This window comes from Nitrosomonas communis, assembly GCF_900114745.1.
GTDB classification, from domain to species: Bacteria; Pseudomonadota; Gammaproteobacteria; order Burkholderiales; family Nitrosomonadaceae; genus Nitrosomonas; species Nitrosomonas communis_A.
Genome location: NZ_FOUB01000002.1, coordinates 58,255 through 71,911 on the forward strand (window position 1 = coordinate 58,255; position 13,657 = coordinate 71,911).

Consider the following 13,657-nt stretch of genomic DNA (forward strand, 5'->3'; position numbering starts at 1 on the left):
GACTGTTCCATTTACTCAAAAAGTTGAGGGTTTTAAAGACCTAGTACAATAGGTCTGCCATAATCTATCGCTTGCTACCATAGGTAGTATAGTAGTATAGTAAGGGCAACTTAGTTGCCCTTACTATACTTATGCTTACAGCCGACAGTGAAAATTTAAGCCCAGCACTGCAAAAAGATTTCTCCGAGATTTCTTCGGCGGTGGGGGTGCCATACGCGCAATACAAAGTGATACGCCGTAACGGCGCGGTAGTTGCTTTTGAGCCCAGCAAGATTTCTGTTGCCATGACCAAAGCCTTTATCGCAGTCGAGGGGGGGCAAGGGGCTGCGTCTGCACGGGTGCGTGAGGTGGTGGCGCGGTTGACTCAAGATGTAGTGGGAGCGTTGACGCGGCGTCAGCCTGAAGGTGGCACATTTCATATCGAGGATATTCAGGATCAAGTTGAGCTGGCGTTGATGCGCTCAGGCGAGCACGATGTGGCGCGCTCTTATGTGCTGTACCGTGAGGAGCGGGCGCGTGAACGGGCCAAGCAACAAGAAAAATTGGCTGCCGAGAAGCAGAGTCCTGTTTTGCATGTATTGGAAAATGATCGCAGAATACCTCTCGATATTGCGCGACTGACAGCGCTGATAGAAGCCGCTTGCGCGGATCTTGGTGAGGCAGTAGATAGCAGATTGATCTATAAATCCACGCTAAGAGATTTATATGATGGCGTGCCCGCGGAAGAAGTCAGAAAATCGCTTATTTTGTCGGCACGTTCCTTGATAGAAAAAGATCCTGCATATAGTTACGTTACAGCCAGGCTGTTATTACATACGATCCGTTTTGAGGTGCTAGGAGAAGATGTTATGCAGAAAGAGATGAAGTCTCGTTATGTAGAATATTTTCCAGGCTTTATCAAGCGAGGCATCGAGGCAGGATTGCTGGATGAGCGATTGGCGCAATTCGATTTGACGCGTCTGACAGAAGTACTGGATGCAGATCGTGACATGCAGTTTGGTTATCTGGGTTTACAGACGCTGTATGATCGCTATTTTTTGCATATCAATGAAAAACGTATCGAGCTGCCACAGGCTTTTTTCATGCGGGTAGCCATGGGGCTTGCGCTTAATGAAATCGATCGTGAGGTACGGGCCATCGAGTTCTATCATGTGTTATCAAAATTTGATTTCATGAGTTCGACGCCGACGTTGTTCAATTCAGGTACGTGTCGTCCGCAGCTCTCTTCATGTTACTTGACTACCGTGCCCGATAGTCTGGATAGTATTTATGAAGCCATTAAGGAAAACGCCCTGCTTTCAAAGTTTGCGGGTGGGCTGGGTAATGACTGGACGCCAGTGCGGGCGATGGGATCGCGCATCAAGGGAACCAATGGCAAATCACAAGGTGTGGTTCCTTTTCTTAAAGTAGTCTCTGATACCGCGGTAGCGGTCAATCAGGGCGGCAAACGTAAAGGAGCAGTATGTGCCTATTTGGAATGCTGGCACCTTGATATCGAGGAGTTTTTAGAGCTACGCAAAAACACCGGTGATGATCGTCGTCGTACGCATGATATGAATACCGCTATCTGGGTGCCTGATTTGTTCATGAAAAGGGTGATGGAAGGGGGGGATTGGACACTGTTTTCCCCTTCGGACGTATCGGATCTCCATGACAAGTATGGCAAAGTATTTGAGCAGGCCTATCTTGCTTACGAAAAAAAAGCAATCGAGGGTGAAATTACCTTGCATAGAAAGATCCCTGCTCAGCAAATATGGCGAAAAATGCTGACTATGTTGTTCGAGACAGGGCATCCGTGGATTACCTTTAAGGATCCATGCAACATACGCTCCCCTCAAAATCATGTCGGTGTGGTGCATAGTTCTAATCTTTGTACTGAAATTACGTTGAATACCAACGATCAGGAGATTGCTGTTTGCAATCTGGGGTCGATCAATTTACTAGGGCATATTAACGATGACAAGCTTGATATGGATAAACTCAAGCGGACGATTAGTACAGCAATGCGTATGCTTGATAATGTGATCGATATCAATTTCTATGCGGTTGCCAAAGCACGTAATGCCAATTTGAGACATCGTCCGGTTGGACTTGGCGTCATGGGATTCCAGGATTGTTTGTATAAGCTTGGCATTCCTTATTCTTCTGAAGAAGCGGTAGAATTTGCAGACCGATCAATGGAGGCTATCGCTTATAATGCTTATTGGTCTTCCACCGAATTAGCGGAAGAGCGCGGTTGTTATGCCTCCTATCGTGGCAGTTTGTGGGATCGTGGCATTCTGCCACAGGATTCTCTTGAGTTATTACGCGAAGAGCGTGGAAATTATGTTGAGGTAAATACTTCAACCACTCTGCCATGGGATAAGCTGCGGGCGCGTATCAAGAAGCATGGTATGAGAAACTCGAATTGCCTGGCGATTGCACCGACTGCGACGATTTCCAATATCGTCGGTGTTTCAGCGAGTATTGAGCCTACCTATCAGAATCTATACGTTAAATCCAATTTGTCTGGTGAGTTTACGATCGCCAATAAATGGCTGGTCAATGATCTGAAGCAACGTGGTTTCTGGGATGAAGTGATGATTGCTGATCTCAAGTATTATGATGGTGCTGTCGGCAAAATAGACCGGATACCTACCACCATACGCAATATGTATGCAACTGCTTTCGAAATGGATCCCCGCTGGTTAGTGGAGGCGGCTGCCAGGCGGCAGAAATGGATCGATCAGGCACAATCGCTCAATATCTATATGGGGGCGGCTTCTGGTAAGAAGCTCGATGAGATTTATAAGCTTGCCTGGCTGCGGGGGCTCAAGACCACCTATTATTTACGTTCATTAGGTGCTACGACCGCAGAAAAATCTACGGTGCATACCGGAACACTCAATGCCGTGCCAACCAGCGGTGGCATGGCGGCAGCAAGCGCTCAACAGATGACAGCAGAAATCAAATATTGTGCAATTGATGATCCTGAATGTGAATCGTGCCAATGATAATGAATGCAGGGATGCGACTATATAAAGATAAGGAGAAAAGATAATGTTGACATTTGATGATGAGCCACTGCAACCAGAAAGTATTCCCAAAAAAGGTCTGTTAAGTGGAATATCCGATTCCGTTTTGTATTCTCCTGCTGCAAGCAATCCAGCGACAGAACATCACCTTGAGACACCGAATGAGATACCGAACCAAAATGTAACAAAAAATGGCCGCATCTCGGTAGAAGATAAACGCATTATCAATTGCAAGGCCGATGTCAATCAGCTGGTTCCGTTCAAGTATAAATGGGCATGGGAAAAATATCTGTCAGCTTGCGCCAATCACTGGATGCCGCAGGAAATCAATATGAGCCGTGATATCGCACTCTGGAAAGATCCTAATGGATTGACTGAAGATGAGCGTCGTGTCGTCAAGCGTAACCTTGGTTTTTTTGTGACAGCTGATTCATTGGCAGCTAATAATATTGTGCTGGGTACTTATCGTCATATTACTAACCCTGAATGTCGTCAATATCTTTTGCGGCAGGCTTTTGAGGAAGCCATTCATACCCATGCCTACCAATATATCGTTGAATCACTCGGCCTGGATGAAGGTGAAGTTTTTAATGCGTATCATGAAATTGGGTCAATTCGCGATAAAGATGAATTTTTGATTCCTTTCATTGATACATTGACGGATCCAAAATTTAAAACAGGCACATCAGAAACTGATCAGCAGTTGCTGAAGAGCCTGATTGTATTTGCCTGCATCATGGAAGGGCTGTTTTTCTATGTCGGATTCACACAAATTCTGGCACTGGGCAGGCAGAATAAAATGACAGGTGCTGCTGAACAATATCAGTATATTTTGCGTGATGAATCCATGCATTGCAATTTTGGCATTGATGTCATCAATCAGATCAAGCTGGAAAATCCTCATCTCTGGACGAAAGCGTTCCGCGAAGAAATCAGTACTTTGATGCGGAGGGCAGTAGAGCTTGAATACCGCTATGCAGAAGACACGATGCCCCGTGGTGTACTGGGACTCAATGCATCCATGTTCAAAGAATATTTGCGTTTCATAGCAAACCGTCGATGCCAGCAAATTGGCCTCGATACTCTTTTTTCAGACGCGAGCAATCCATTTCCATGGATGTCAGAAATGGTTGATCTAAAGAAAGAAAAGAATTTTTTTGAGACACGCGTCATTGAATATCAAACTGGTGGTGTATTGAGCTGGGATTAGCGTTGACAGCAAATAAAAGTAAATTTGCTGGATAGCGTTTTTGGAAGTTAAAGCTCTATAAGTTATAGATTCATTAACCATTTAGGATTAATAATTTAGGAGTAAGCGCAAAAAGCAATGATGTAGCCACTTGTCTGCAAAGCACAAACAACTCTGAGTTATTCGAAAGAAATCTCAGAGAATAAGGCTCCGTGTGATGTAGGCATGATCGAATCTGAATTTTCAGAGATATTGATTATTTTGAAAATTAAGGATGCACGACACTCATGCTAAGAAAAAAAATATTACCAAATCTCATACTTATACTTATAGTCAGTACAGCACTGGCTTTCTTACCATCTACGACACAAGCACAGGAAACTTTAGAAAATAATAAAAAAGGCTATACCTCGGCAATAAAGAAGACTTTAGCTACTTCAAATAAACGTTCAAATGATTTATGGGCACGCATCCGCAATGGATTTTCCCTTGCAACTATGCCAAGCCAGGAAGTACGCCATAACGAGAATCGTTTTGCCCGCCACCAAAAGTATATCGATCAAATCGTTGAGCGAAGCAGGCGCTATCTATTCCATATTGTGGAAGAAGTGGAGCGGCGAGGCATGCCAATGGAAGTTGCACTGATTCCTATAATCGAAAGCGCTTTTGATCCATTAGCCTACTCTCCTAAGCATGCTTCGGGCCTTTGGCAGATTATTCCTTCTACTGGAAAAGCATTCGGTCTTGAACAAAACTGGTGGCATGATGAACGACGCGATGTCGTGGCCGCTACACGCGCTGCCTTGGACTATCTGCAGAGGCTTTATAAAATGTTTGGTGACTGGAAATTGACTTTAGCCGCATATAATTGTGGAGAGGGCATGCTGAAAAGATATATTGATGAAAATTATAAAGAAAAGGAACACATTAATTTTCGTGATCTTCAGTTACCCACTGAAACCAAAAACCATGTTGCTAAAATATTGGCTGTAAAGAATATTATTGCTAATCCAGAAAGTTTTGGTATCAAGCTAAAACCGCTTCCTAATCGACCCTATTTCGAACAAGTTGAATTTAATCAACAAATCGATGTGAAGTTGGTAGCCGAGCTGGCGGATGTAACGGAAAATGAATTTACTGCACTTAATCCCGCATACCATCGACCCATTATCAAAATTGACGATTCGCCTCGTAAGCTTTTATTGCCAGTGAATAAGGCGAAAACTTTTGTGAATAATCTAGAAAATTACGATAAATCGCTCGTTTCATGGCGAATTTATCGGGTTAAGGAAGCGGAAAAAATGGCGGATTTATCTAATCGGTACGTCATTGATGTGGCTGAACTTGCAGAGATCAATGGAATTGCTGAAAATGGCATTGTGAGGAAAGGGCAAATTTTATTAGTTCCTCGCAGCAAAAAGAGAAGTGAAGAAAAAAATTATCTGGTACAAAATAACGAGAATGGTAATAAGCATAATACCTTCTCACCATTGAATTAATCAGATTACTTATTCTATTTCCAAATCAAAAAGCATTACGGCAAGGTGGAGTCGATAAACTTAGTGTTGATTTGGAAATGGAATTAGGTAGCCAGTCAAGAAAAGTGAGCCATGATACGATACTGACGGGCAGGCGTGGTGGAAGGGCAAATAGCAAACGCCTTTTTATCGATCAGGAACTCATCTTGGGATGAATCATCCCAATAAGATGCATTTAAATGGAAATTCTTAGAAGAATGAGCTCCCATTAATTGGTAAGAAATTTTTGCAGAAAGGCGATCGACCAAGCAACGCCAAAGCCAGTGATATCGGTTCCAACAGCGCCCAGGCCGCCTTTGTGATTATAAGCGGAAAGATCTATGTGGAGCCAGGGTACATCGTTGATAAATCGACTGAGGAAGCGGGCTGCCAGGATATGGTCATAATCGCTTTCCAGCGTGCATTGTTTGATATCAGCGATTTTGCTTTCCAGATCAGCTTCGTAATCAGCATCCATAGGAAAAGCGCAAACGCGTTCACCACTTGATTTTCCAACAGCAAGCGCTTTCTGAATCAGATGTTCGCGATTACTAAGGATGCCACTATAACGTGACCCCAACGCAGTATAAAGGCTACCCGTTAAGGTTGCAAAATCAATAATCAAATCAGGTTTTTGTTTTTCTGCCAAAGTCAAAGTATCAGCAAGCACCAAGCGGCCTTCCGCGTCAGTATGGATAATTTCTATTGTGGTACCATTTAACGCTGTAATGACGTCATTTTGCTTATAAGCACGTGGACTAATATGATTTTGTGCAATTGCCAGCCAACAATCGATATTGATGGGTAAATCAGCTCGCGTTGCTGCCAGTAACACGCCGAGTGCAACCGCCGATCCGTTCATATCCTCATGCATGCCATGCATGAAACGTGCGGGTTTCAGATTATGCCCACCGGTATCGTAGCAAATGCCTTTCCCGACCAGCGCGACGGTATTGCCTGATTTTTTTCCATTGCTTCGTTGTAAATGCACGATGGCAGCATCTTCGGTGTCACTTCCCTGGGCTACCGCAACAAAAGCGCCTGCACCCAGCTTGCGTAGAGTGGCGAGGTCATATTCTTCATATTTCCAATTTTCATTATGCGCAAGCTTTTCGATTTGCTCGCGAAAGGTTTTAGGCGTTAGCTCATTTGGCGGCAATCCAGTCAATCCGCGTGCGAGCAAGTTCCCTTCAGCCTGAGCGTGTAACAGTAAAAAATGGTCAGGGTCTTCGTGTCCATGCAAAATGATCGACTCGAGCGGTTTTCTCTCAGCCCTAAGTTTGCGCACCGGTAAAACGGCACCATTAATCCAAGTGACATAGACTGCTAATTTTGCCAAGAGCTGTTTTTGATGCGCATTGCCATGAACCGATAGATGAATCTGAGTGGGCCCCTCTTCCAATAGCAATTGCAGAGCTTTGCGAATCACGGTGTGCTGTTCAAAAACAGATTTATTAAAATCCACCATCACCCAGGTGCAGAGCGCCCCATTTTGCAAATTGGCACAGACAGGTATTTCGCTAATTTGACCTAACTGCATCTCGCGCCGAAGCAGTAATGCCTTGAGTGCATATTCGCCAGGCAGACTCATTTTGCTGGGCAGTTTTTCCAGCTTGGGAAGGAGCACCAGAATATGCGTGGCTTTAACAGATTCATCAATCGGTAAGTTATTTTGTAAAAGTGTTGCGAGCATCAGAATTCCTGCCAATATAGTTTGCGCTATTATATCTGCTATCCTAGCGATATCTAGCATGGTTTTTTATTACAGGGTTATTTGCTAATTTTGCTGATTAAATAAATAAAAACGTGAAAAAAATAGATCGGATAAAATTTTTGGCTAATTAAATTAGCTACTGAAATAATTGCATAATCAATATCATAATGATGATCTGATAAATGTAAGCATAACTTTAGAAATGCAGGAGGACCTACTGGAATAAATTAAATATGACGTGATAGCTTTAAACTTAAAAACCAAAAATATTCCATATGCGTATTGCTTATGGAGTTAATATCTTGATTAACATCAAGATTGAAAAGGAAAGGCTGCAGTGCTTGGCGGCAGAAAACAGCCTTCCCTAATTTGATACGACTAGGCTTAATAAAGAGTTAGGCCATTATTTATAGGAGTATAAATTGTTAGTAATTTTATTACATGCAAAATTTACAACACCTACGAAGGCATTATGCGATAAAGAGGAGGTCAATTGCAATAATAAACACTTGATTATTTTGTTTTATTTAATCTATCTTGGCACCGATAGTTATAAATTAGGTTATAAGCCCGCTATTCATCTGACTTGGATAACCCCTATCAGACTTTGGCTTATTTTTAGTGGAATCAAAAATAAAGATAGGTTTTTGTTTCTAATGTTATGAAGTCTTTAATTTAATAAAAGTTTTTAGGAAAGCAATAAACCAAACTAACTTTGTTAGAAAAAGAATTGGTTTAGCAATTACTTTGTTGATTGCGACAAAAGTAAAGATTAATCAGTTAACTTTCCTTAGAGGGGCTGTTCCGCCAAATTTGGCGGAACAGCAGCGTGATCAGATTATCAACGATCTTAAAAATCCTCAGTCAGAGATCAAAGCTTTACTACATAAATCTTTAAATAAGTCCGCTCCTTATGAGATACTTTTTAATTTCCTTGATCAAAAACTGTATATAACTTGGAGTTTCGTACAGTTAATTATTAACTGCTAATGCATCAATATCTTGAACTTATGCGGCATGTACTCGAGCACGGTCATCAAAAATCGGATCGTACTGGTACCGGCACGCTTTCTATTTTTGGCTATCAGATGCGTTTTGATCTGGCACGGGGTTTTCCGCTAGTCACGACTAAGAAGTGCCATGTCAAATCGATTATCCACGAATTATTATGGTTTCTACGGGGTGATACCAACATAGCTTATCTAAAAGAAAATGGCGTCTCCATATGGGATGAATGGGCTGATGCAGAGGGTAATCTTGGCCCTATTTATGGCCATCAATGGCGCTCCTGGTCAAGTCCCGGGGTGGATTCAATTGATCAAATATCCGAGGTGATCGAGCAAATCAGAGCAACTCCTGATTCCAGGCGCATGATTGTTTCTGCCTGGAATGTGAATGATCTGGATAAAATGAAGCTGGCGCCCTGTCATGTGCTGTTTCAGTTTTATGTTGCCGATGACAGGCTCTCCTGCCAGCTTTATCAGCGCAGCGCAGATATTTTTCTCGGGGTGCCGTTTAATATTGCTTCTTATGCGTTGCTCACTATGATGATTGCGCAAGTTTGCGATTTAAGGCCGGGTGATTTTGTGCACTCGTTTGGCGATGCGCATCTTTACCTGAATCATCTTGAGCAGGCGCGAGAACAATTAGGGCGTGAACCAAGAAAACTTCCCACCATGCGACTCAATCCATTGGTCAAAGATATTTTTGCTTTTAATTATGATGATTTTACGTTGGATAATTACGATCCCCATCCAGCCATTAAAGCCTTGGTGGCAGTATGACAGCACAGCGTTTATCCATTCTGGTAGCCATGGCCACTAACCGCGTCATCGGTCGAAATAATGCGCTTCCCTGGCATCTGTCAGCCGACCTCAAACGCTTTAAAGCGCTTACCATGGGGCAAATCCTCATCATGGGACGAAAAACCTATGAATCCATCGGCAGGCCGCTACCAGGGCGTATCAATATCATCGTCACCAGGCAGCCAGCCTTTTCAGTCGTGGGTGCGGTGGTAACCGGCTCGGTTGAAGAAGCTTTAGCAGCCAGTTTGCCTTATCAGGATAAGGAAATCTTCATCATTGGCGGCGCAGAACTTTACCAGCAGACACTGGCACATTGCCAGCGACTCTATCTTACCGAGGTGCAGCAGGATTTTGAGGGAGATACTTTTTTTCCGGAATTCGATCGGGATGAATGGTATGAATCGTCACGTGAAATTCATACGTTAGAAGATGGGAGCAAACTGGAATATCATTTTGTAGTGCTGGAGCGGAAAACGGCTTTATAAAATGAAAATTGGGAGCTTGAGTAATTTAACGATGGTGGAAGAGGCGTCCGACAAGTTCCTGCCCGTCGTGCCGTTTCTGGAGGAGGTAAATCCGGTCTGGCTGAATTCCGATACGTTTTTGCTGCACCCCAACTTTGTGCAATGGATCAATCCTATTATCTCACTAGTTGATGGAGACTAAGATCGAGATAGTTATAAAATTACTTATTTGCAGTTTCTTGAGTAGCACGTGGCAACTATTCCACCATTCTAAGGTGCGCAAGGCAGGTGAATATACTCACGATGTGTTCTCTAGCCGGAATGAAAAGTGGCCAAGACTAACAAGAGAGATGCCTAACGAGGCACTAGAGGGGGACGCCACAGAAAATATGGCGCTCCTCAGCTTTTACGTTAGAATCTATGGCATAACTGCTTGATAATTACAAAGATGTCCATGCACTACATGATGCTTGATACCTGCGTGTTATTAGATATCTCTACTCGGAAAACAGATCTCCCTATAGTGTTCGCCTTAGAGGAGCTGGTGTCGACCGGAAATGTCAGGCTTGTTATCCCGGACCTCGTTGTGTCCGAGTTTAACAGAAACAAAGATGATGTTGCGGAGAAAACATGGAGGCGGCTATCGCTGGAATTTAAACAAGTTAGAAGCGTTATCGAGGAATTTGGTGGCGATGATAAAGAAAATGCTATAGAAGTTCTTAAAGAAGTGGGCTCTAGATTGCCGCTACTGTCAGAAGCTAACTATGCAACCATCTCGAGGGTTGAGCATCTGATAGAAAAATCGTTGAAGGTCGAGGCAACAGATAGTGCCAAGTTAGCGGCTGTCGCAAGAGCGCTTGATAAGCGAGCGCCCTTCCATATCAGTAAGAACTCCATGGCAGATGCAGTACTCATTGAGTTGTTTAGGGAGTTTGTTACTAATAACCAATCTGGCGGTGACACGTTTGCCTTTGTTACGCACAATCGCAACGATTTCTCTTCCAAAGATCATCGCGAGCCCCATCAGGATTTTTCTGAGATCTTTTCTAGCAACCACGTTCAGTACTTCAGCACCATATCATCCGCCATTAACTTTCTGGATGAAGGTATACTAGAGGATGCTCAGTTTGAATATGACTTCGCACAAACTCGTAGTCTCCAAGAAATTCTTTCTGCTATGGATGAGCTGGTAGATAAAGTATGGTACACCGTCATTGCAACCTGGCTTATCATATAAAAAATGGTAATATCCGCATCATTCCTGATGGTGATAAAAGATACGGAAATAACGTAATTCATGAGAGCATATGGAGAGGCGCTCTCGAAGCAGCTCGGAAGGTGGTAGAGAAATATGATGACACCGGCCCATGGGATGACTTTGAATGGGTGATGCTAAACGGGAAGCTGTCAGCACTTCGCTGGGTCTTGGGTGAGGAGTGGGATATGCTAGACATCTGATGCACTTGCCTTAAGCTCGTGTAGGGCGTAATAGCGAAGCGTATTGCGCCGAATGTTAAAACTTGATTATGGCGCCGCATATGGCTTCGCCTTCTATATCCTACGGCACTAATCGGAGTGATCTTGACATAGTCTGTAGTGTAACTTATTTTTATTGATTCGATACTTGGCCACATTCATTATATCTAGTTATAAGTTAGCCCCCGGCAATTGATAAGCACATTTTTATACTCAATAACAACGACGTAACCGCGAATATTTTTTTCAAATACGCTGCTGGCAAATTGTGTGATAAACGCACGCCAACAGGAGCAGCAATGATACTAGTGATAGATATAGTGATAAATGCGGGGGCGTAAACGTAGCCAGCTGTGTAAGGGATATCCAATGTTGCGGACCAGCCGCTTATCACATAGCCAGCCGCGCCCGCAATAGCAATCGGAAAACCAATGGCTGCTGAAGTGCCAATGGCTTTTTTAAACTCAATATTTTTGTAGCTCAGATAAAGAATGGTAAGCAAGCTGCCGCCCACTGCAGCCAGTGCGGAAATATAGCAAAACCAGCTAGAAATGATTCAAAGAGTATTCTCATTGTCTCATCTAGCACAAATGGGCATACGCCAAAGTACTGCGTAAACAACAAAACCAAACCGTTGAGATGCTCTTCAAATTCTATATATTCTGAATCATTCTTAACTGGTTACGCTATAGCACCAATACTCATGCCGACGCTTATCAATGTATGATGCCTCATTGGTTTATTGCTGGGCTTAGGTTGCCATCTAATAAATATTTGTACTGCCACAAGCCCCACAAAAAACGCAAAAAACAGCGCCATATAAGCCATATTGACTTTGGCGGCAATGTGAGTAGCCGCACAAGCGCCCACAATAATTCCCAATGTCATGCCGCCAACTACTCTCCACTCTACGGCTCCCCTTGCATTGTGTGCCCAGGTGCTTACTGCTGAGGTGATAATCATACATGTCAACGCTGTACCCAGCGCCAAATGGACAGTGTGGCCTGTACCAATCTCCTGGTAAGCAAACAAAGATGCCAGCAGTGGAACCAGAATTCCGCCACCGCCAACACCTAATAACCCCGCCATAAAGCCAACTAAGACGCCCAAGGCGGCGTATAACAGAAGCCATTCAATGCTCAGCATATGAACTGCGGTCATGGCTTCCTCCTCTGAAGAAGCCATATAACGGTTGCTGCTTCCACTTTTCCCTTGAGGCCACCTGCGATTTGATCTTGCGCCACCTGTTTCAGCTGATACGTTTCACCATAATGTTGCTTCAATTCTTCTTCCGGAACTGAAAATGGCGGACCATCATATAAGCGTTGGTCATATTCATAGGTGATCAGCAACTGCGGAGCTGCATGAGTAAGCGTTATCAGATGTGCCGCATATCGGTTGCGCATGTGCTCTGGCAGTGCCACTAAAGCCGCTCTGTCATAGATGGCATCGACTGCGCCGAGCATGCTGCTAGATAAATCAAATATGTCACCGCCCCAGATATCGATATTTGTTGAGCTGTAACGAGTCAGCGTTCCGACGGGGGTGATTTCCGGCACTAAATCCAGCGCTGCAAACAGTTCGTTTATTGCAAGCGCACTCAGCTCTGCCCCGACAATTCGATAGCCCTGTGCAAGCAACCAGGCAATGTCAAGCGTTTTACCGCACAAAGGCAGGAAGAGTCTTGCTCCCTTTGCCAGGTTCGGCCTATTCAAATGCTCAACCAACGCCGGATTGACCTGGTTTTCATGAAAACCAATTTCACCCCGTTCCCATCTTTGACGCCAGTAATTTGCTTCCATATTATCTCCTCATCATTTCAATTTATTCGTTACCAGAAATCTAATTTGAATGTTGTTTTAAGTGGTGTTCTAAAGTAGGATACAAGTTCAAGTTGACTTTAAGTCAAGTGGTTTAATAGGAGTCCTCATGGACATTTCCGAGATCGCTAAGGCATCGGGGTTACCGGCCTCGACATTACGATATTACGAAGAGAAAGGGCTTATTCAGTCTTATGGCCGCAGTGGTTTGCGGCGGCTATTTCATGCTGATGTTCTGCAGAGGCTGGCGCTGATTTCATTGGCACGTAGCGCTGGATTCTCACTTGAAGAGATTTTGGAAATGTTTACCCCTCAGGGGCCTGAAATTAATAGGAAACTGCTTTTAATAAAAGCTGATGAATTAGACAGAAAAATAAGAGAATTAACTTCTATGCGTGACAATCTCCGTCATGCAGCGGTGTGTAGCGCCCCCAGTCATTTCGAGTGCCCAAAGTTCCTTCGTCTTCTAAAGGTTGCTGGGAAAAATCGCTTCAGACCATTAAATAAATTATCGAAGAATAAACCTACGGGTAAAGCACAGAAAACTTGAAGCAGGAAACTGTAATGACTTACCTTATATTTCATGAGTCTCACCAGATAATGCTATTTGAATGAAAAGCTATCTACCATTGAATAGTGCATGAAGTATTGTAGGGCG

13 protein-coding genes are annotated in these 13,657 nt (G+C 43.6%); 9 read left to right on the top strand and 4 right to left on the bottom strand.

Annotated elements, in window-relative coordinates; translation table 11 throughout:
- Window positions 1–131: 131 nt before the first annotated feature.
- From BM122_RS01225 to BM122_RS01235, 3 genes are all read left to right on the top strand, one after another.
- Window positions 132–2,993, top strand: a complete 2,862-nt coding sequence (locus BM122_RS01225) for a ribonucleoside-diphosphate reductase subunit alpha (RefSeq protein ID WP_083398269.1) — start codon at window positions 132–134, stop codon at window positions 2,991–2,993.
- Window positions 2,994–3,039: 46 nt separating this feature from the next.
- Complete coding sequence (locus BM122_RS01230; RefSeq protein WP_074902932.1) at window positions 3,040–4,224, top strand: ribonucleotide-diphosphate reductase subunit beta; 1,185 nt, start codon at window positions 3,040–3,042, stop codon at window positions 4,222–4,224.
- Between the two features lie 266 nt (window positions 4,225–4,490).
- Entirely contained in the window at window positions 4,491–5,702 is a 1,212-nt protein-coding gene (locus BM122_RS01235) for a transglycosylase SLT domain-containing protein (protein ID WP_074902933.1), read from the top strand.
- 247 nt (window positions 5,703–5,949) lie between these two features.
- Here BM122_RS01235 and BM122_RS01240 read toward each other — a convergent pair whose 3' ends face one another.
- Complete coding sequence (locus BM122_RS01240) at window positions 5,950–7,413, bottom strand: M17 family metallopeptidase (protein ID WP_074903102.1); 1,464 nt, start codon at window positions 7,411–7,413, stop codon at window positions 5,950–5,952.
- A 1,010-nt stretch (window positions 7,414–8,423) separates the two neighbouring features.
- Here BM122_RS01240 and BM122_RS01255 point away from each other — a divergent pair.
- The 5 genes from BM122_RS01255 (at window position 8,424) to BM122_RS23905 (ending at window position 11,161) form a co-directional block, all read left to right on the top strand.
- Entirely contained in the window at window positions 8,424–9,218 is a 795-nt protein-coding gene (locus BM122_RS01255) for a thymidylate synthase (RefSeq protein WP_074902939.1), read from the top strand.
- Complete coding sequence (locus BM122_RS01260) at window positions 9,215–9,724, top strand: dihydrofolate reductase (protein ID WP_074902941.1); 510 nt, start codon at window positions 9,215–9,217, stop codon at window positions 9,722–9,724. The genes BM122_RS01255 and BM122_RS01260 overlap by 4 nt, the downstream gene beginning before the upstream one ends.
- A gap of 16 nt (window positions 9,725–9,740) precedes the next feature.
- Window positions 9,741–9,905 (top strand): hypothetical protein, encoded by a 165-nt coding sequence (locus BM122_RS23045; RefSeq protein ID WP_177198012.1) that lies wholly within the window; start codon window positions 9,741–9,743, stop codon window positions 9,903–9,905.
- 264 nt (window positions 9,906–10,169) lie between these two features.
- The gene (locus tag BM122_RS01275) at window positions 10,170–10,940 is read left to right on the top strand and encodes a PIN domain-containing protein (protein WP_256211835.1); all 771 of its coding nucleotides are present in this window, start codon (window positions 10,170–10,172) and stop codon (window positions 10,938–10,940) included.
- The gene (locus tag BM122_RS23905; protein ID WP_218151951.1) at window positions 10,904–11,161 is read left to right on the top strand and encodes a hypothetical protein; all 258 of its coding nucleotides are present in this window, start codon (window positions 10,904–10,906) and stop codon (window positions 11,159–11,161) included. Before BM122_RS01275 ends, BM122_RS23905 begins: the two co-directional genes overlap by 37 nt.
- A gap of 196 nt (window positions 11,162–11,357) precedes the next feature.
- On the opposite strand, the gene BM122_RS01280 is transcribed toward BM122_RS23905, so the two are convergent.
- The 3 genes from BM122_RS01280 to tmpT all read right to left on the bottom strand — a co-directional run bounded on the left by BM122_RS01280 (window position 11,358) and on the right by tmpT (window position 12,981).
- A complete protein-coding gene (locus BM122_RS01280; protein ID WP_371264873.1) occupies window positions 11,358–11,681 on the bottom strand; it encodes a sulfite exporter TauE/SafE family protein in 324 nt (107 codons plus the stop codon).
- Between the two features lie 179 nt (window positions 11,682–11,860).
- Window positions 11,861–12,340, bottom strand: a complete 480-nt coding sequence (locus tag BM122_RS01285) for a sulfite exporter TauE/SafE family protein (RefSeq protein WP_074902949.1) — start codon at window positions 12,338–12,340, stop codon at window positions 11,861–11,863.
- Window positions 12,337–12,981 carry a thiopurine S-methyltransferase gene (tmpT, locus tag BM122_RS01290; RefSeq protein WP_074902951.1) on the bottom strand — a complete coding sequence of 215 codons (645 nt, stop codon included), beginning with the start codon at window positions 12,979–12,981 and terminating at the stop codon, window positions 12,337–12,339. The genes BM122_RS01285 and tmpT overlap by 4 nt, the downstream gene beginning before the upstream one ends.
- A gap of 127 nt (window positions 12,982–13,108) precedes the next feature.
- Between tmpT and BM122_RS01295 the strand changes: the two genes are divergently transcribed.
- Window positions 13,109–13,549, top strand: coding sequence for a helix-turn-helix domain-containing protein (locus BM122_RS01295; RefSeq protein ID WP_074902953.1), 441 nt, complete (start codon window positions 13,109–13,111; stop codon window positions 13,547–13,549).
- The last annotated feature ends 108 nt before the right edge of the window (window positions 13,550–13,657 follow it).